This window comes from Pseudomonas sp. DR208, from assembly GCF_019823005.1.
In the GTDB taxonomy this organism is placed as follows: domain Bacteria; phylum Pseudomonadota; class Gammaproteobacteria; order Pseudomonadales; family Pseudomonadaceae; genus Aquipseudomonas; species Aquipseudomonas extremorientalis.
This window is the reverse complement of the sequence record NZ_CP081944.1, coordinates 1,173,057-1,192,271: the sequence shown is the minus strand read 5'-3', so window position 1 is coordinate 1,192,271 and position 19,215 is coordinate 1,173,057. Positions and strand designations below refer to the sequence as shown.

Annotated in this window: 15 protein-coding genes; 11 read left to right on the top strand and 4 right to left on the bottom strand. The window is 59.3% G+C overall.

Annotated elements, in window-relative coordinates:
• Positions 1-158 precede the first annotated feature (158 nt).
• Positions 159-2,834 (top strand): dermonecrotic toxin domain-containing protein, encoded by a 2,676-nt coding sequence (locus K5K89_RS05170; protein ID WP_222540982.1) that lies wholly within the window; start codon positions 159-161, stop codon positions 2,832-2,834.
• A gap of 59 nt (positions 2,835-2,893) precedes the next feature.
• Here K5K89_RS05170 and K5K89_RS05165 read toward each other — a convergent pair whose 3' ends face one another.
• Complete coding sequence (locus K5K89_RS05165) at positions 2,894-3,454, bottom strand: response regulator transcription factor (protein ID WP_003171731.1); 561 nt, start codon at positions 3,452-3,454, stop codon at positions 2,894-2,896.
• On the bottom strand, positions 3,447-4,709 hold the full coding sequence (locus tag K5K89_RS05160; RefSeq protein ID WP_071491114.1) for an ATP-binding protein: 1,263 nt from the start codon (positions 4,707-4,709) through the stop codon (positions 3,447-3,449). Before K5K89_RS05160 ends, K5K89_RS05165 begins: the two co-directional genes overlap by 8 nt.
• Positions 4,710-4,914: 205 nt before the next feature.
• Here K5K89_RS05160 and K5K89_RS05155 point away from each other — a divergent pair, with 205 nt between their 5' ends.
• The 10 genes from K5K89_RS05155 (at position 4,915) to K5K89_RS05110 (ending at position 18,320) form a co-directional block, all read left to right on the top strand.
• Complete coding sequence (locus tag K5K89_RS05155) at positions 4,915-5,628, top strand: SIMPL domain-containing protein (protein WP_071491113.1); 714 nt, start codon at positions 4,915-4,917, stop codon at positions 5,626-5,628.
• Positions 5,629-5,718: 90 nt separating this feature from the next.
• Positions 5,719-7,320, top strand: coding sequence for an ABC transporter substrate-binding protein (locus tag K5K89_RS05150; RefSeq protein ID WP_102591616.1), 1,602 nt, complete (start codon positions 5,719-5,721; stop codon positions 7,318-7,320).
• A gap of 258 nt (positions 7,321-7,578) precedes the next feature.
• Positions 7,579-9,207, top strand: a complete 1,629-nt coding sequence (locus tag K5K89_RS05145) for an ABC transporter substrate-binding protein (protein WP_222540981.1) — start codon at positions 7,579-7,581, stop codon at positions 9,205-9,207.
• A gap of 304 nt (positions 9,208-9,511) precedes the next feature.
• Entirely contained in the window at positions 9,512-11,116 is a 1,605-nt protein-coding gene (locus K5K89_RS05140) for an ABC transporter substrate-binding protein (protein WP_222540980.1), read from the top strand.
• Between the two features lie 171 nt (positions 11,117-11,287).
• Positions 11,288-12,685, top strand: a complete 1,398-nt coding sequence (locus K5K89_RS05135; RefSeq protein WP_222540979.1) for an OprD family outer membrane porin — start codon at positions 11,288-11,290, stop codon at positions 12,683-12,685.
• Positions 12,686-12,765: 80 nt separating this feature from the next.
• Positions 12,766-14,361, top strand: a complete 1,596-nt coding sequence (locus K5K89_RS05130) for an ABC transporter substrate-binding protein (protein WP_093119891.1) — start codon at positions 12,766-12,768, stop codon at positions 14,359-14,361.
• 76 nt (positions 14,362-14,437) lie between these two features.
• Positions 14,438-15,448, top strand: coding sequence for an ABC transporter permease subunit (locus K5K89_RS05125; protein ID WP_025856266.1), 1,011 nt, complete (start codon positions 14,438-14,440; stop codon positions 15,446-15,448).
• 10 nt (positions 15,449-15,458) lie between these two features.
• Positions 15,459-16,370, top strand: a complete 912-nt coding sequence (locus K5K89_RS05120; protein ID WP_010213191.1) for an ABC transporter permease subunit — start codon at positions 15,459-15,461, stop codon at positions 16,368-16,370.
• A gap of 10 nt (positions 16,371-16,380) precedes the next feature.
• Complete coding sequence (locus K5K89_RS05115) at positions 16,381-17,349, top strand: ABC transporter ATP-binding protein (RefSeq protein WP_071491107.1); 969 nt, start codon at positions 16,381-16,383, stop codon at positions 17,347-17,349.
• Entirely contained in the window at positions 17,349-18,320 is a 972-nt protein-coding gene (locus K5K89_RS05110) for a peptide ABC transporter ATP-binding protein (protein WP_222540978.1), read from the top strand. The genes K5K89_RS05115 and K5K89_RS05110 overlap by 1 nt, the downstream gene beginning before the upstream one ends.
• 114 nt (positions 18,321-18,434) lie before the next feature.
• Here the strand turns inward: K5K89_RS05110 and K5K89_RS05105 are convergent, their stop codons facing one another.
• Together K5K89_RS05105 and K5K89_RS05100 are read right to left on the bottom strand one after the other, a co-directional pair.
• A complete protein-coding gene (locus K5K89_RS05105) occupies positions 18,435-18,689 on the bottom strand; it encodes a hypothetical protein (protein WP_071491106.1) in 255 nt (84 codons plus the stop codon).
• 96 nt (positions 18,690-18,785) lie between these two features.
• Positions 18,786-19,031, bottom strand: coding sequence for a hypothetical protein (locus K5K89_RS05100; protein WP_071491105.1), 246 nt, complete (start codon positions 19,029-19,031; stop codon positions 18,786-18,788).
• Positions 19,032-19,215: the final 184 nt, after the last annotated feature.

The following is a 19,215-nucleotide window of genomic DNA, read 5'->3' as shown; positions in this document are numbered from 1 at the left end:
TGGATCATAAGGTAGGCTTTAGCGCAGCGGGCAATTCGATGTCGCTCATTCAGTCAGCGTTCAGTATTTAATTGACTTACATCGGCTGGAAACCAGGACTCGAAACCGTCCCACTTACTCTCGGCACCTTGGAACACGCTCAGAGAGAAAAATCCTATATGACCCTTCCCACGTCGATACAATTTGTACGCCTGCCCCCACAGACCATGCCTACCGTCCAGGAGCACACCATAGATGACTCCAGACAACTGCCCGCCTCGCCCGGACGGATCACGGAAGTCTATGAAACAGTCGACGCGTCCCACAGTAGCCAAAGCGTTGAACGCCTTATAAAAAATGCCAGCCAAACCATCCTGACGCCGGCACAGGAAACCTCACAAATAATTGCGCAAGCGTTGCGCAAAAAATTCAACCTGCAGCTGAACCCCGACCATACCTATATCGTAACGACCAACTACGACACCACCAAACCGGCACCGCCGGATGGCAAGATACTCAACCAAATTAGCCTGACCGAGGCCGCACTGACCAACGTACGCAGGAAAAACAATGACGATGAATCGCCTACCGGACTGGCGCGGACGCACCCGACAGCCTCAAGACTGTTGAATATTCTTCATTCCTTCCCTCTCGTGTCAGCCATCCAGACGGCCCACGATCTCATGAACCCGACATACGAGTACGTCGTTCGAGGCACAGACACCTCAAAGGACTCAGTACCGAATCTGTCGTCAAAGGTCTCGCTTACGCCACAACAATTTCGGGATCTGGTATGGGAAACCGAGCTGATTACGCCTTACAAATCCTACTTGGACACGTTCTGGGCAACCCATGAAAAACCCTACGAGCTACTCACCAAGATAGCCCTCGTTCAAGCTGCCCTTGCACAGCAAAAGGACGGTAGCCTGAGCAGTGAAGAAACCCGCCTGGTCCTGCGTGCATCGGGCCTTCAACCTGGAAAGCCTTGGTCTGAAACCAGTGTCAAGAACCTGGAAGCCCCGTATGCCAAGGACCCCGACGTCGACGTTGGTCTACTGTCGATCAATGGCGACGTATCTACCGACCTGCTGTACATCATCGACAAAAAGACCCGCCTGGACAGCCACGGCAAACCGATTAAAACCACCCTGCTGCATATTCCGGGCAACTCATCACCGCTGCACAGGTTTGATAACCCCGAAGCCATGAAAACCTGGCTGGCCGACCAGGCGGCTGACCCGATCAAGCGGACGGCGTTGCTTAACCACTTCACCAAGAACGACCAGGACGACAAGTTTTTTTCTGACGGCGTGAAGCAGTCCCTCGTGGGACTGGGTGGCTGGACCGAAGCACAAAAACCCAATGCGCTGGGCTTTACCTCACTCAGTGATTGGGATCCTCAGCGCTATATCGCTCTGGAGCCCCTGAACGGCGACCCGTTCAAGGCCATGACCCAGCGTCAAAAAGAGCGCGCCTACGCCGACGCCGATCACGACATCACTACCGATGGCGATGTAATCAAGGACGCCGCACTGAAACTGGCAGAGGCCGCGACTGCCACAGCGTTGCTGCTGACCCCGTTGGCGTTTGTCATGCCGGAGGTAGGCCTGGCGCTGGATGCGATCTACACAGGGGCCGGCATTACAGAGGTGGGCGTCGGTATCGATGATCTGGCCCACGGCAAATCCCGCGGGACCGACCGGATCGTGTTTGGCGTGCTCAATGCAGTGCCCGGTATCGCCGGCAGCGCATCCAAGCTCGATAGCGGGACGGCGTCGATTGAATCGGCGGTGGCAGACGAGGCTATAAAAGCACCCAACAGCCCTCCAACCGAAGACGTGACAACGCCGGCACCCACCGAAGCCGCCAATCGCCTGCGCCCCTCTGAATCGAACAACATCAGCGCCCATGCCGTCGAAGACGGCGAAAGGCTTATAGAGCACGCAACGAAGAACGCCAACAACATCTATCACCTCCGTGACGCCGACGGCCTGGACCGGTGGTTCATTCGACACACCGATCATTCGGAGATAGAACGGGTATATGAACTCAAAAGCAATTTTAAACTCACCGATCACTACGCCGAAATTATTGACCCCACCTCCAGACAATCGATCATGACTGTGCATCTCGACAAGGAGGGCATTTGGGTACAACTGGACAAAGGCGCAGGTATAAATTTCCCATGGAATGCCAGTAACTCCTCTGCCAAAGCTCAACTTGCGCAAGACATCAGCCGGATAGACAAAGACGAAAATGCCCTGAGTAGCGCAGAGCGCGAGCGGGTGCTGGACGAGTTGACCCGCTTGACGCAGACGTCCAGGGCTGAAGATTACGAGAGCCTGAATGAGTACACCGAAGCCGGTTCGGGCGAAATCAATGAAATCCTTCGCACGGAGGCCGATCCAAGCAAGTACCCACCGACTGTGAGCGGATTCCTGTCCGACCTGGATGAACAAGCCGAATACAGCGGCAAGGCCTTTCGCTACGCCTTTGTTACATCGGAGGGCGCTGACAAACTCAAAAACGGTGTTGGCAGAGTATTCAGGGACAGCGGCATCCAATCGGCGTCAACCCAGGCCTTCAACGCCAAGGGCTGGGCAACCTGGGCAAAAGACACGCTGCCCGTAAAAAACCGCCAACCGGTAATTTATATCTTCGATGAGTCGATTGCCAAAAAGAACCTCTCCAGCAGCATCCTCCCTGACCACGTTGCGATCGAACCGCAAGCCTCACTCCAAGTGAGCGCTGCCAAGATAAAAGACGGTATTTTGTATGTATCCTTCAAAGCCCCGGCCAAGTTGCCGGATCAGCGCTATAACCTGTTCGACGGCCGTGTTGCCTTTCCCTACTGAGTAACCACTCTGGCGAAGAAAAAGCCCGGAAAGTCCGGGCTTTTTTGATCCAGCATTGCTCAACGCCGTACCGGACGCTTCTGCAACTTGCGCTGCAAGGTACGGCGGTGCATGCCCAGGGCGCGAGCGGTGGCGGAGATATTGCCTTCGTGCTCGGTCAGCACGCGCTGGATGTGCTCCCATTGCAGGCGGTCCACCGACATCGGGTTTTCCGGCACCAGGGTGTCGAGGTCGGCGTGTTCGGAGAGCAAGGCGGCCAGCACATCGTCGGCGTCCGCCGGCTTGCACAGGTAGTTGCAGGCACCGCGCTTGATCGCCTCGACGGCGGTGGCAATGCTGGAGTAACCGGTGAGGATCACCACGCGCATTTCCGGGTCGAGTTCCAGCAGCTTGGGCAGCAGCACCAGGCCGGAATCGCCGTCCATCTTCAGGTCGAGCGCGGCGTAGTCCGGCAGGTCGGCCTGGGCGATGGTCAGGCCCTCTTCGGCGGAGCCAGCGGTGCTGACGCGGAAACCGCGACGGCTCATGGCGCGCGCCATCACGCGGGTAAAGGTGGCATCGTCATCTACCAGCAACAGGTGCGGCAGTTCTTCGCCTTCGACTTGGATCTCGTCACTCATCGATATCTCCTCGTGCGACACGGGGCAGGCGCAGCTCGGTGAGCGTGCCACCTTCCTCATGACTATAGAGCTTCACTGAGCCGCCCGCGCGGGTCACGCTGGCCTTGCTCAAAAACAGGCCCAGGCCGAAGCCTTTGCCCTTGGTGGTAAAGAAGGGCTTGCCGATCTGCTCGGCAATGGCCAGCGGCACACCTGCGCCGTGGTCGCGAATGCTGATGGTCACGTCTTCGGCATCCCAGTCCAGCTGCACACCCAGGCCATCAGGGCAGGCGTCGGCGGCATTGTTCAACAGGTTGAGCAGCGCCTGGGTCAGATCCGGTGGTGGCGCCATGCGCGGCACCGTGCCCTGCCCTAATAGATGAAAACGGTAACTGGCTTCGGGGCGCATCAAGTGCCAGCGGTTCAGGGCTTCATCGAGCCATTGGGTCACGTCCTGCATCTCCACCGCCAGGCGGCGATTGGCCTCGGCGGCGCGTACCAGTTGCTGCAAGGTCTGCTTGCATTGCTTGACCTGTTCGCGCAGCACGCCGAGGTCTTCCTGCAACGCCGGATCGTGGTGGTCCTGGGTCATTTCGTTGAGCAGCACGCTCATGGTGGCCAACGGTGTACCCAATTCATGGGCAGCGCCGGCGGCCTGGGTAGCGACAGCCAGCAGTTGCTGATCGCGCAGGCCTTCTTCACGGCGAATGGCGCGCAGCTCTTCCTGGCGGCGCAGTTCTTCGGCCATCCGTGCGGCGAAGAAGGTGATGACGGCGGCGGACAGCGCAAAACTCAGCCACATTCCGTAGATCTGCAGGTTTTCCCGGGCGATGGGGAAGGTTTGCAGCGGGTAGAAGCGCGCCAGTAACAGGGTGTAGAGGGTCAGGGCGATGCCCGACAGCACTACCGAATACCGCCACGGCAAGGTCACGGCGGCAATGGTCAAGGGCACCAGGTAATAAGAAACGAACGGATTGGTGGAACCGCCGGAGAAATACAGCAACACACTGTGGATAAACAGGTCGCAAGCCAATTGCAGGGCGTACTCCAACTCGGTCACCGGCCAGGTGGTGCGCAACCGGATGGCGGTGAACACACACAGCACGATGGAGAAACCCAGGGTCACGCCCAGTTGCAGCCACGGCAGCGGCAGCAGGTCGAACCAATAGGCGAGCCCGACGGAGCCGGCCTGTGCGGCCAGCACCAGCGTGCGGATGAACGTCAGGCGCCAGAGGTTCTGGCGGGTGGCGGAAGTCAGTTTTACGGCGGCGAGCATGAGCTCTCCCGGTGAGCGCTGCAGGCGGATCGGCAGGAGTATAAACGAAGCAGGCCCACCGGCACGGCGCGTGTGGCTCTTTGCCGCAGGCCGGGCAACTGACCGTTCGTCGGCATCGCTACAACATGTAGGTAATGTGTAAACCCGAAGAACCCGGTGCCACCGTCTACAGTCATACCGAACACGATCACCTCAAGGAGCTTTCATGTCTCGTTTCACTCGCAGTGCAGCTGTTATCACCCTCGGCGTCGCCACCCTGGCCAGCCTTCCGGCCGTGGCCGCCGAAGGACTGAACTACAACCAGATTTCCCTGCGCGCCGAGGTCAGCCAGGAAGTGGCCCGCGACAAGATGATCGTTACCCTGTACACCGAGTCCCAGAACAGCGACCCGGCCAAGCTCGCCGCCGAAATCACCACCACCATGAACAAGGCCCTGGGCCAGGCCCGCGAAGTCAAAGGCGTAACCCTGCGCCAGGGCAGCCGCAACAGCTACCCGATCTACGACAACAAGAACCAGAAGATCACTGGCTGGCGCGAGCGCGCCGAGCTGCGTCTGGAAAGTGCGGACTTCCCGGCGCTGTCCAAGCTCACTGGTGAACTGCAGAGCACCCTGAAAATGGAAAACATGGAGTTCTCCATCGCCGACACCACGCGCAAGTCCAGCGAAGATGCTCTGCTCAAAGATGCAGTCGCCGCATTCAAGGCTCGCGCTCAACTGGCCACCGATGCGCTGGGCGGCAAGGGCTACAAGATCGTCAACCTGAACTTCAACACCAATGGCTACCCGATGCCTTACGCCCGTGGCGGGATGATGATGAAAGCCGCGATGGCTGATTCAGCCCCCACACCTGAAGTGGAAGCCGGCACCAGCCAAGTCAACATGAGCGCCGATGGCGTGATTGAAGTGCAGATGCCGTGACCCCTACCTGATAGACCTGAACGGCGTTACCCTCGGTGGCGCCGTTTTCGTTTGGGCAGCTTATATACACCTGCCACTTCAGGGGTCTCCATGGAAAGAATTGCCTTAAAACCGCTCCTCCTCGCCGCCGGACTGCTGGCCTTCATGCCAGTGGCCCACGCGGCCAGTACCCTGGTCTATTGCTCCGAAGCCAGCCCCGCCGGCTTCGACCCCAGCCAGTACACCAGCGGCACCGATTTCGATGCTTCGGCCGAGACCGTGTTCAACCGCCTCACGCAGTTCAAGCGTGGCGGCACCGAAGTCGAACCTGGCTTGGCGACAAGCTGGGACATTTCCAAAGACGGCCAGACCTACACCTTCCATCTGCGCGATGGCGTCAAGTTCCACACCACCGATTTCTTCACCCCTACCCGCGATTTCAACGCGGATGATGTGCTGTTCACCTTCAATCGCCTGCTGGATGCCGACAGTCCGTTCCGTAAGGCCTACCCCTCCGAGTCGCCGTACTTCACCGACATGGGCTTGAACACCACGATCAAGAGCGTCGAGAAACTTGACGACCATACCGTGCGCTTCAACCTGAACAACGTCGATGCGTCGTTTGTGCAAAACCTGGCCATGAGCTTCGCCTCGGTGCAATCCGCCGAGTACGCCGCGCAACTGCTCAAGCAGGGCAAGGCCGAAGAGATCAATCAGAAACCGGTGGGCACCGGACCGTTTGTGTTCAAGCGCTACCAGAAGGATTCGCAGATCCGCTACGTAGCCAATAAACAGTACTGGAAACCCGAGGATGTGAAGCTCGACAACCTGGTGTTCGCCATCACCCCGGATGCTGCGTCGCGCCTGCAGAAGCTCAAGGCCGGCGAATGCCAGGTCAGCGGCTACCCGCGCCCCGCCGATATCGACGTGATGAAGCAGGACCCGAACTTGCGCGTGCTGCAGCAGGCCGGTTTCAACCTGGGCTTCCTGGCCTACAACGTGACCCATCCGCCGCTGGATCAGCTCAAGGTGCGCCAGGCCCTGGACATGGCCATCGACAAGCCGGCGATTATCAAGGCGGTGTACCAGAGTGCCGGACAATTGGCGCAGAACGCCCTGCCTCCGGCGCAGTGGTCTTATGACCCCACCCTCAAGGACGCCCCCCATGACCCGGTCAAGGCCAAGGCGCTACTAAAAGAAGCAGGGGTTGCACCAGGAACTACCATCAACCTGTGGGCAATGACCGTGCAGCGCGCTTCAAACCCGAACGCGCGCATGTCGGCACAAATGATCCAGCAGGATTGGGAGAAGATCGGCATCAAGGCCAATATCGTCAGCTATGAATGGGGCGAATACATCAAGCGCGCCAAAAATGGCGAGCATGACGCCATGATTTATGGTTGGACGGGCGACAATGGCGACCCGGATAACTGGCTCGGCGTGCTCTACAGTTGTGCTGCGGTAAAGGGCAGCAACTACGCCAAATGGTGTAACCCGGCCTACGACAAATTGGTGCAGCAGGCCAAGGTCAGCAACGACCGCGAACAGCGCATCAAGTGGTATCAACAGGCACAAAAAATCCTTAAGGAACAAGTACCTATAACGCCTATTGCAAACTCGACGGTTTTCCAGCCCCTGCGCAAGGAAGTGCGGGACTTCAAGATCAGCCCCTTTGGCCTGACACCGTTCTACGGCGTGAGTCTAGATAAGTAACAGAAGCGCCCCAACCGAGTGCGCCAGACGCCTCGGCTGGGTCTTTTTGGTGCGACGGATGCACCGAAAAAACCCTCGAAATATACGCAAATATGTCGAAACTTTCATAATTGCGACATTCCTGTACGTTCGTACCACTGTTTCAGCCTCGCAACGGTTCAGCATCTTGCAATGGGTATGGCGCCTGCATAAGTATCCGCAGGCCGACTCACGAGGTCGCCCTCACCACCAAAAATGACAACAAATCATGAGGCCAACATGCTTAAACACGCAGTCATTCCGTTAATTGTTAGCGCTGGCCTTATGGCCGCAGCTCCTTTCGCCCAAGCGGCGACTAACCTGGTGTTCTGCTCCGAAGGGAGCCCGGCCGGTTTCGACCCAGGCCAGTACACCACCGGAACAGACTTCGATGCCTCGGCCGAAACCATGTTCAACCGCCTGACCCAGTTCGAACGCGGCGGCACCGCTGTGATTCCTGGGCTGGCTACCAGCTGGGACGTGTCCCCGGATGGCTTGACCTACACCTTCCACCTGCGTGATGGCGTCAAGTTCCATACCACCCCGTACTTCAAGCCGACCCGTACCTTCAATGCCGATGACGTGCTGTTCACGTTCAACCGCATGATCAACAAGGACGATCCATTCCGTAAGGCCTACCCCACCGAGTTCCCGTACTTCACGGACATGGGGATGGACACCAACATCAAGAACATCGAGAAAGTCGATGACCATACTGTCAAGTTCACCCTTGGCACCGTGGACGCCGCCTTCATCCAGAACCTGGCGATGAGCTTTGCCTCGATCCAGTCGGCTGAATACGCCGCCAAACTGTTGAAAGAAGGCAAGGCTGCGGACATCAACCAGAAGCCGGTCGGCACTGGCCCGTTCGTGTTCAAGAGCTACCAGAAAGACTCGAACATCCGCTACACCGGCAACAAGGACTACTGGAAACCTGAAGACGTGAAGATCGACAACCTGATCTTCGCCATCACCACCGACCCGTCGGTGCGCATCCAGAAGCTCAAGAAAAACGAATGCCAGATCACCCTGTTCCCACGTCCGGCCGACCTCAAGGCGCTGGAAGCGGACAAGGACCTGAAACTGCCGAACCAGGCCGGTTTCAACCTGGGCTATATCGCCTACAACGTCATGGACAAGGTCAAGGGCAGCGACCAGCCAAACCCATTGGCTGACCTGCGCGTACGCCAGGCGCTGGACATGTCGGTGAACAAGCAGCAGATCATCGATTCCGTGTACCAGGGCGCCGGCCAACTGGCCGTCAACGCCATGCCGCCGACCCAATGGTCGTATGACACCACCATCAAGGACGCCAAGTACGACCCTGAGAAAGCCAAGTCGCTGCTCAAGGAAGCCGGCGTCAAGGAAGGTACTGAAATCGTTCTGTGGGCCATGCCGGTTCAGCGTCCGTACAACCCGAACGCCAAGCTGATGGCAGAAATGCTGCAAAACGACTGGAAGAAGATCGGCCTCAACGTGAAGATCACCAGCTACGAGTGGGGCGAGTACATCAAGCGCTCCAAAGGTGGCGAGAACCAGGCCATGATCATTGGCTGGAGCGGTGACAATGGTGACCCGGACAACTGGCTGAACGTGCTGTTCGGCTGCGACTCGCTGTCCGGTAACAACTTCTCCAAATGGTGCGACAAGAAATTCGATGGCATCGTGAAAGAAGCCAAGGCTACGTCGGACGTCGCCAAACGCACCGAGCTGTACAAGCAGGCGCAACATATCCTCAAAGATGCAGTCCCGATGACACCTATCGCGCACTCGACGGTGTATCAACCCATGCGCAACACCGTACAGGACTTCAAGATCAGCCCGTTTGGCTTGAACTCCTTCTATGGCGTGAGCGTAAGCGGCAAGTAAGAAGCCATGACGGCGACGTTTCATAACGTCGCCGTTATTGCATCCGCCTGACCCGTAGGAAACAGACCACGCTCGCAATCGTTGCCTCCTACAGCAACGAACTGCGATGCACGGCGCCGTTGCCTACAGGGTCAATCCGATTTGGCGTATTTACTGCGAAGTCCGCGACCCATAACGTCGTAGGACAGCAGAGGCTCCAAACTCGGAAAGGCACTTGCTGCGTGTGGGATCAGTGATGTCCCCCTGGCTGAATGCCGGGGTGATTGCTCGCTGATGACAACTACAAACAAGGATCGGGATCGTCATGCGCCATACCACCGTTCTATCCGCAATTTTTGGTACCGGCCTGCTGGCTGCGGCCACAATGGGCCACGCCGCCGACAAGCGCAGCCTGGTGTTCTGCTCGGAAGGCAGCCCGGCCGGCTTTGACACTGCGCAGTACACCACCGCCACCGATAACGATGCCGCCGAGCCGCTGTATAACCGCCTGGTTGAGTTTGAAAAAGGCGAGACGGGTGTCGTACCTGCGTTGGCAACCAAGTGGGATATTTCGCCGGACGGCCTGACCTACACCTTTCACTTGCGTGAAGGGGTGAAATTCCACAGCAACAAGGAATTCAAGCCGACTCGGGACTTCAACGCCGACGACGTGCTGTTCACCTTCAACCGCATGCTTGACCCCGACCATCCGTTTCGCAAGGCCTACCCCACCGAGTTTCCGTACTTCAACGGGATGAGCCTGAACAAGAACATTGCCAAGGTCGCGAAAACCGACCCGCACACCGTGGTGATCACCCTGAACACGGTCGATGCCGCGTTTATCCAGAACATTGCCATGAGCTTCGCCGCGATCCTGTCGGCCGAATACGCCGAGCAACTGCTCAAGGCCGGCAAGCCCAGCGACATCAACCAGAAGCCGATCGGCACTGGCCCCTTCGTGTTCCAGCGTTACCAGAAAGATTCGCAGATCCGCTATGTGGCCAACAAACAGTACTGGGACCCGAGCAAGGTCAAGCTCGACCAGCTGATTTTCGCCATCAACACCGACGCCTCGGTGCGCGTGCAAAAACTCAAGGCCGGCGAATGCCAGGTGACCCTGCATCCGCGCCCGGCTGACGTCGACGCACTCAAGGCCGACCCGAACCTGAAACTGCTGACCAAGCCGGGGTTCAACCTCGGCTACATCGCCTACAACGTGCGCCACAAGCCGTTCGACCAGCTTGAAGTGCGCCAGGCGCTGGACATGGCGGTGAACAAGCAGAGCATCCTGAACGCCGTGTACCAGGGCGCCGGGCAATTGGCCGTAAACGCCATGCCGCCGACGCAGTGGTCCTACGACGAGACTATCAAGGACGCCGCCTACAACCCGGAAAAAGCCAAGGAACTGCTCAAGGCTGCCGGCGTGAAGGAAGGCACCGAAATCACCCTGTGGGCGATGCCGGTGCAACGGCCGTACAACCCCAACGCCAAGCTGATGGCCGAGATGCTGCAAAGCGACTGGGCCAGGATCGGCCTCAAGGTCAAGATCGTCAGCTACGAGTGGGGCGAATACATCAAGCGCACCAAGAACGGTGAGCACGATGTGAGCCTGATCGGCTGGACCGGCGATAACGGTGACCCGGACAACTGGCTGGGCACCCTCTACAGCTGTGACGCCATCGGCGGGAACAACTACTCCATGTGGTGTGACCCGGCGTACGACACGCTGATCAAGCAAGCCAAGGTCGTGACCGACCGCGAACAACGGACTGTTCTGTACAAACAGGCGCAGCAACTGCTTAAAGCGCAGGTGCCGATCACGCCCGTCGCCCACTCGACGGTCAACCAGCCGCTAAGCGCCAAAGTCGAAGGGTTCAAGGTCAGCCCCTTCGGCCGCAACGTGTTCTCGGGCGTCAGTATCACCCCATAAGAAAATAACCGGATTGCGCAGGGCGGCCCCCGCCTTGCTGCAAACGCGCGGCCTTTTGTTGGGATTTTTCCTACGCCAAACGTTTGCAATGGCTTGAACGAGTTACACACCCAATAGCCGGATCACCAAAAAAGACCGGCATTAAAAAGAGAACCAAAGGAGCTTCAACCCATGAAACTGAGCAGCAAAGCGCTTCTGGCCCTGGCCATCAGCAGCATCACGGCCACCGCCTACGCGGAACCCGCCAGCCAGGACTTCGTGCCGACCACGTTGGCCGGCAGCAGCGCGCAAAGCGAGGCGAAAGGCTTCATCGAAGATTTCAGCCTGGGCGGCACCACGCGTAACTGGTTCTCCCATGAGAGCAAATACCGTGGCGGCACCTTCAGCTACAAAGAGCACGGCGTGACCAAGACCGACCGTAACCGTACCAACTGGGTACAGGGCACCATCCTCAACGCCAGCTCGGGTTTCACCCAGGGCACCGTAGGTGTCAAGACCGAAGTGGCGGTATACAACGCCCTGGTACTGGATCGCAGCAAGCGTGACATCAAGGGTGGTTCCAACCGTACCCTGGCTGACTCCGACGGCAATGCCGTAGACCAGTGGAGCAAACTGGGTCTGGCCAACGTGCAGTTCCGCGTGTCGAACACCACCTTGACCGCCGGTCGCCAGAACTTCAGCAGTGGCATCGTCGACACCATCGGCAACCGTGCGCTGCCTTCGAGCTTCGAAGGTGTAAGTTTCAACAGCGAAGAGTTCAGCAACCTGTCGTTCCAGGGTGGCGTGTTTGACCGCGTGTCGCCACGTACCGAGCAGAGCCTGTCGAAATTCCGTTCGGAATACGGCAATGGCACGCAGGAAACCGACAAGGTCTCCACGCTGGGCCTGAACTACCAGCCGCTGAAAAGCCTGAAAGTCAGCGTCTTCGGCGCCAACGTGAAGGACTTCTGGAACCAGTACTACTTCGGCGCAACCCACGAGCTGGGTGATGCACAGCAACTGGCGCTGACCACCGGTTTCAACTACTACAAGACTGTCGATGAAGGCAAAAAAGAGATGGGGGAAATCGACAACGATACCTACTCCCTGTCCCTGGGCCTGGCCCACCAGGCACACAGCCTGACCTTCTCCTACCAGGCGGTGAACGGTAACGAATACTTCGACTACCTGCACGAAACCAACGGCATCTACCTGGCCAACTCCCTGACCTCCGACTTCAACGGTCCGAACGAGAAATCCTTCCAGATCGCCTACGGCATCAACATGGCCGAATACGGCGTACCAGGCCTGAAGTTCAATATCTACTCCGCGCGCGGCTGGGGCATCGACGGTACCCACTACACCGGTAACAACGGTCGGGCCAAGTTCGCCTACGACGGCATCCAGAGCCAAGACGGCGAAAAACACCAGGAATACGGTGTAGGCGCCTCTTACGCCATCCAGAGCGGCCCGCTCAAAGCCACCGCGATTCGTGCAACCTACGTTGAGCACCGTGGCAGCGAGAACCAGTCCGACGGCAGCATTAAAGAGTTCCGCCTGGTCACCACCATCCCGTTCAACATTCTTTAATCAGCGCCAAGTAAGCGGCGGGCTCAGGACGAGCCCGCCGTCTACGCTTGTCTGGTCCCATCGATTGCAGAGGGCTCCGAATGAAATTGCTCCCACTACAAGCCGCCATGGCTGCCGCGCTGTTGAGCGTGGCCATCGGCGTTTCGGCCAAACCACTGGTGGTCTGCACCGAAGCCAGCCCGGAAGGTTTCGACCCGGTCCTGTACACCACGGCCGTGACGGCTGACGCCGCTGCTGAAACCATGTTCAACCGTTTGGTGGACTTCAAGCCAGGCACCACTGAAATTGTTCCCGCGCTCGCCAAGAGCTGGGAAATCAGTGACGACGGCCTGACCTATACGTTCCACCTGCGCGATGACGTCAAGTTCCACACCACCGACTATTTCAAACCCACGCGTAACTTGAATGCCGATGACGTGCTCTGGAGCTTCCAGCGCCAGTTGGACCCGAAACACCCTTGGCATAACAAATCCACCACGGGTTTCCCCTATTTCGAAAGCATGGGCTTCAAGGAACTGCTCAAAAGTGTCGAGAAGACTGATGACCACACGGTGGTCTTCACCCTGACGCGCCCTGAAGCACCGTTCCTGGCCGATGTCGCGATGCCGTTTACCGCCATCCACTCCGCTGAATACGCCGACAAACTGCTCGCCGCCGGTAAGACCGATGAGCTCAATAGCAAGCCGATCGGTACCGGCCCGTTCATCTTCATCCGCTACCAGAAAGATGCCCAGGTGCGCTTCAAGGCCAACCCGGAGTACTTCCGTGGCAAGCCGCCGGCCGATCCGTTGATCCTGGCCATTGCGGTCGACAACAACGTGCGCCTGCAGAAGCTCAAGGCCAACGAATGCCAGGTCGCGCTATATCCCAAGCCTGATGACCTGCCAAGCATCAAGAAAGACCCGAACCTGAAGGTCGATGAACTGGCGGCGATGACCACCGCCTACACCGCACTGAACACCACACACAAGTACATGAGCGACGCGCGGGTGCGTCACGCGATCAACATCGCGTTCGACAAAAAAGGCTACAACGAATCGCTGTACGGCAAAGGCAACGCTGTCGATGCCACCGGCCCGTTTCCCCCCACGCTGCTGGGCTTCAACGACAAGCTGAAAAACCCACCGCGTGACCTCGACAAGGCCCGTGCCCTGCTCAAGGAAGCGGGTGTGCCGGAAGGCACCGAGTTCACCCTGTTCACCCGTAACGGCGGCGGCCCGACCAACCCTAACCCGATGCTCGGCGCCCAGCGCATGCAGGCGGATCTGGCGCAGATTGGCCTGAAGGTGAATATCAAAGTCATGGAATGGGGCGAAATGCTCAAGCGTGCTAAAAACGGTGAACACGACATGGTATCCGCCGGATGGGCGGGGGATAACGGCGACCCGGATAACTTCCTCACGCCGAACCTGAGTTGCGATGCAGCGAAAAACGGCGAAAACTACGCGCGCTGGTGTAACAAAGAGTTTCAAGACTTGATCGACAAGGCGCGCGCTGTGGCTGAACCCGCACAACGCGCTGCACTCTATGAACAAGCCATGGACGTTTTCGACAAGGACCAACCATGGATCCCCATGGCTTACCCGAAAATGTTCACCGCTATGCGCAAGAACGTCGAGGGTTATACCCAAAGCCCTCTGACGAACAATAACTTCGCCACCACCCAGGTGAAGTAAATAAGAAAAACGCTCGGCGCCGTCGACATTGACGGCGCCGGACCTGCCTAACCGGCTGATTGAGGTACACGACAAGATGTTTAGTTTTATTGCCCGCCGACTGGGGTTATTGATCCCCACGTTCTTCGGCATCACGTTGCTCACGTTTGCGTTGATTCGCATGATCCCTGGCGACCCCGTCGAAGTCATGATGGGCGAGCGGCGCGTCGACCCCGAGATGCACGCACAGGCAATGGAACGCCTCGGCCTTAACAAGCCGCTGTATGCGCAATACCTGGATTACGTCGGCAAACTGGCCCAGGGTGACCTTGGCGAATCGCTGCGGACCCGTACCAGCGTGTGGACTGAATTCACCGCCCTGTTCCCCGCGACCCTGGAACTGTCCATGGCCGCCCTGTTGTTCGCCGGTATCCTGGGCCTGTTGGCCGGGGTGATCGCGGCCCTGAAACGAGGATCCCTGTTCGACCATGGGGTGATGGGCATCTCCCTCGCGGGATATTCGATGCCGATCTTCTGGTGGGGCCTGATCCTGATCATGTTCTTCTCGGTGAGCCTGGGCTGGACCCCGGTTTCCGGGCGTATCGACCTGCTCTACGACATCGAGCCGCGCACCGGCTTCATGCTGATCGACACGCTGCTGGCTGACGAGCCGGACGCGTTCTTCGACGCCCTGCACCACCTGATCCTGCCAGCCATCGTGCTCGGCACCATCCCGCTGGCGGTGATCGCGCGGATGACCCGTTCGTCGATGCTCGAAGTGCTGCGCGAAGATTACATCCGCACCGCCAAGGCCAAAGGCCTGTCGCCGACGCGCGTGGTGTTCGTGCACGGCCTGCGTAACGCACTGATCCCGGTGTTGACCGTGGTCGGCCTGCAAGTCGGCACGCTGCTGGCCGGTGCGGTCCTGACCGAAACCATCTTCTCGTGGCCCGGCATCGGCAAATGGCTGATCGAAGCCATTGGCGCGCGGGACTACCCGGTGGTGCAGAACGGCATCCTGCTGATCGCCTGCCTGGTGATCCTGGTGAATTTCGTGGTGGATATCCTCTACGGCTTCGCCAACCCACGCATCCGTCACCAGCGCTGAGATCATGACCATGACCACACCTACTCCAGTGTCAGCAGTCGATCAAAGCCTGCTGTACCCGTCCCCGTACAAAGAATTCTGGCAAGCCTTTTCCAAGAACAAAGGCGCGGTTGCCGGCCTGCTGTTCATGTTGCTGATCGTGTTCTGCGCGATCTTTGCCCCATGGGTGGCACCGCATAACCCGAGCGAGCAATACCGCGACTTCCTGCTGACCCCGCCAGCCTGGCTGGAGGGTGGGCAGATGCAGTTCCTGCTCGGCACCGACGAGCTGGGCCGTGACCTGCTCTCGCGCCTGATCCAGGGCTCGCGCCTGTCGTTGCTGATCGGTTTGTCGTCGGTGGTGATGTCGCTGATCCCGGGCATTCTGCTGGGTCTGTTCGCCGGGTTCTTCCCGCGCTTGCTCGGCCCGACCATCATGCGTCTGATGGACATCATGCTGGCCCTGCCGTCGCTGCTGCTGGCCGTGGCCATTGTGGCAATCCTCGGCCCTGGCCTGATCAACACCGTGATCGCCATCGCTATCGTGTCGCTGCCGTCCTACGTCCGCCTGACCCGCGCGGCGGTGATGGGCGAACTGAACCGCGACTACGTGACCGCCGCGCGCCTCGCCGGTGCCGGCCTGCCGCGCCTGATGTTCATTACTGTGCTGCCCAACTGCATGGCACCGCTGATCGTCCAGGCCACCTTGAGCTTCTCTTCGGCGATCCTCGATGCCGCGGCCCTCGGCTTCCTCGGCCTTGGCGTACAACCGCCAACCCCAGAGTGGGGCACCATGCTGGCTTCGGCCCGTGACTACATCGAACGCGCCTGGTGGGTGGTAAGCCTGCCGGGTCTGACCATTTTGCTCAGCGTGCTGGCAATCAACTTGATGGGCGACGGCCTGCGCGATGCGCTGGACCCGAAACTCAAGAACGCCGCCTGAGGAGATTCCCATGTCACTGTTAGAAATCAAGAATCTCAACGTGCGCTTCGGCGACAAGACCGCCGTGCCGGTGGTCGATGGCCTCGACATTTCCGTCGACAAAGGCGAAGTACTGGCCATCGTTGGCGAGTCGGGCTCGGGTAAATCCGTGACCATGATGGCGCTGATGGGCCTGATCGAGCACCCCGGCATCGTTACCGCCGACGCCCTGAACTTCGACGGCAAGGACATGCTCAAGTTGAGCAATCGCCAGCGTCGCCAGATCGTCGGCAAAGACCTGGCGATGGTGTTCCAGGACCCGATGACCGCGCTGAACCCCAGCTACACCGTGGGCTTCCAGATCGAAGAAGTGCTGCGCCTGCACCTGAAAATGTCCGGCAAACAAGCGCGCAAACGCGCCATCGAACTGTTGGAAAAGGTTGAAATCCCGGGCGCTGCCAGCCGTATGGATGCCTACCCGCACCAACTGTCCGGCGGTATGAGCCAGCGTGTGGCAATCGCTATGGCGATTGCCGGCGAGCCGAAACTGCTGATCGCGGATGAGCCCACCACCGCACTGGACGTCACCATTCAAGCGCAGATCATGGACCTGCTGCTGGCCCTGCAGAAAGAACAGAACATGGGCCTGGTGCTGATCACCCACGACCTCGCGGTCGTGGCGGAAACCGCCCAGCGCGTGTGCGTGATGTATGCCGGCCAAGCGGTGGAAGTCGGCCAGGTGCCGCAACTGTTCGACATCCCGGCGCACCCGTACAGCGAAGCCCTGCTCAAGGCGATCCCGGAGCACAGCCTGGGCGCCACGCGCCTGGCCACGTTGCCCGGTATCGTACCCGGCCGCTATGACCGGCCGCAGGGCTGCCTGCTGTCGCCGCGCTGCCCGTACGTGCAGGAAAACTGCCGGAGCCAGCGCCCCGGCCTTGATCCGAAAACCAACAGCCTTGCGCGCTGCTTCTACCCCTTGAACCAGGAGGTGGCGTAATGGCCGTCGTTCTTACCGCCCGCGACCTGACCCGTCACTACGAAGTGTCCCGTGGCCTGTTCAAGGGCCACGCCACTGTGCGCGCCCTCAATGGCGTGTCCTTTGAGTTGGAAGCCGGCAAGACCCTCGCCGTTGTAGGCGAGTCGGGTTGCGGCAAATCTACCCTGGCCCGTGCGCTCACATTGATCGAAGAGCCGTCTTCCGGTTCCTTGAAAATCGCTGGCCAGGAAGTGGCCGGCGCCGACAAGGCCCAGCGCAAGCAATTGCGCAAAGACGTGCAGATGGTATTCCAGAGCCCGTACGCGTCGCTCAACCCACGGCAGAAAGTTGGCGATCAACTGGGCGAGCCGTTGTTGATCAACACCAACCTGTCCGCCGCCGAACGCCGCGAAAAAGTGCAGGCGATGATGAAGCAAGTGGGCCTGCGCCCCGAGCATTATCAGCGCTACCCGCACATGTTCTCCGGCGGCCAACGCCAACGCATCGCCCTGGCCCGCGCGATGATGCTGCAACCGAAAGTGCTGGTGGCGGATGAACCGACCTCGGCGCTCGACGTATCGATCCAGGCCCAGGTGCTCAACCTGTTCATGGACCTGCAGCAGGAATTCAACACGGCCTACGTGTTCATCTCCCACAACCTGGCGGTGGTGCAGCATGTCGCCGATGACGTGATGGTGATGTACCTCGGCCGCCCGGTGGAAGTGGGCCCCAAGGAAGACATCTACGCACGCCCGCTGCACCCGTACACCCAGGCGCTGCTGTCGGCCACCCCGACCATCCATCCGGACCCGAACAAGCCGAAGATCAAGATCGTCGGCGAGTTGCCTAACCCGCTGAACCCGCCGCCGGGCTGCGCGTTCCACAAGCGTTGCCCGTACGCGACGGCGCGGTGCAGCAGCGAGGAGCCGCAGTTGCGGCCGCTCGATAACCGCCAGGTGGCTTGCCATTATGCGGAGCAATTCGTGGCGTGACCCGCAACAAAAATGCCCTGGGTGAAGGTGCCCAGGGCATCGCAAAGCGTTCTACCGCCCTTCCCGTCAGGTTGCGCATCAGCCTGGTGGGAGGGGCTTTCTTTTGGGCGATGCCTATGTCTGGCTGTCGCCTTCGGCGTCCGGATCATCACTGTCCGGCTCGTCGGTGGTGGAGTCATCGTCGTCCTCACTGCCACCCTGGCCCTTGTCGCCAGGCTCCGCCTCGGACTTCGCCAGTTGCAGATCCTGGCTGTGCCCCGAAGCCACAACACCGCTCTGCACCGGGTTATGCGCCCAGGCCGACGACATCCCCAACGACAACAGCACCAGCACTTTTATCAACAGCACGACTCGTTGAAAAATACTCATGGTTGATTCCGTCCAGTCAATAGGTCAATCCCGCGCGACAGCCGTCTACCGCCGCCAGTATTGACGCTAGCCCCGATGCCGGGTTTACGCCAGGTCTCAGGTCTCACCGTCGTCGAAGGTAGCACTGTCCTCCCCCTCGTTATAGGGATTTTCCGCATCCTCCTTGGGCGCAGGCTGGGCCTGGGGCTGCCAACTGCCAGAGTTGACCTCCTGCTGTTTTTTCTTGGTGACAGGGCCTGTGTCCTTCCATTGGGGCGTGCCGGCGCCAGCCAGGGCCAATGAGGCGAACAAGCCCAAAGCCCCCAGCAGCACCAGTTGAATGACGCGTTGAGTTATACGCACGGTGGCCTCCTATTCCGTCGATGGGTGAGTGAAATACTTCAAACGCTAGACGGGATGTGGGTTTCTCGCCAATAGCCCTGATCGATGAAGATCAAGATGTGGGAGGGGCGGTGCGACGATTCGACTTGCCCCCGATGGCGGCGTACCAGCCAGCGGATTTATTGATTGACCCACTGATATCGGG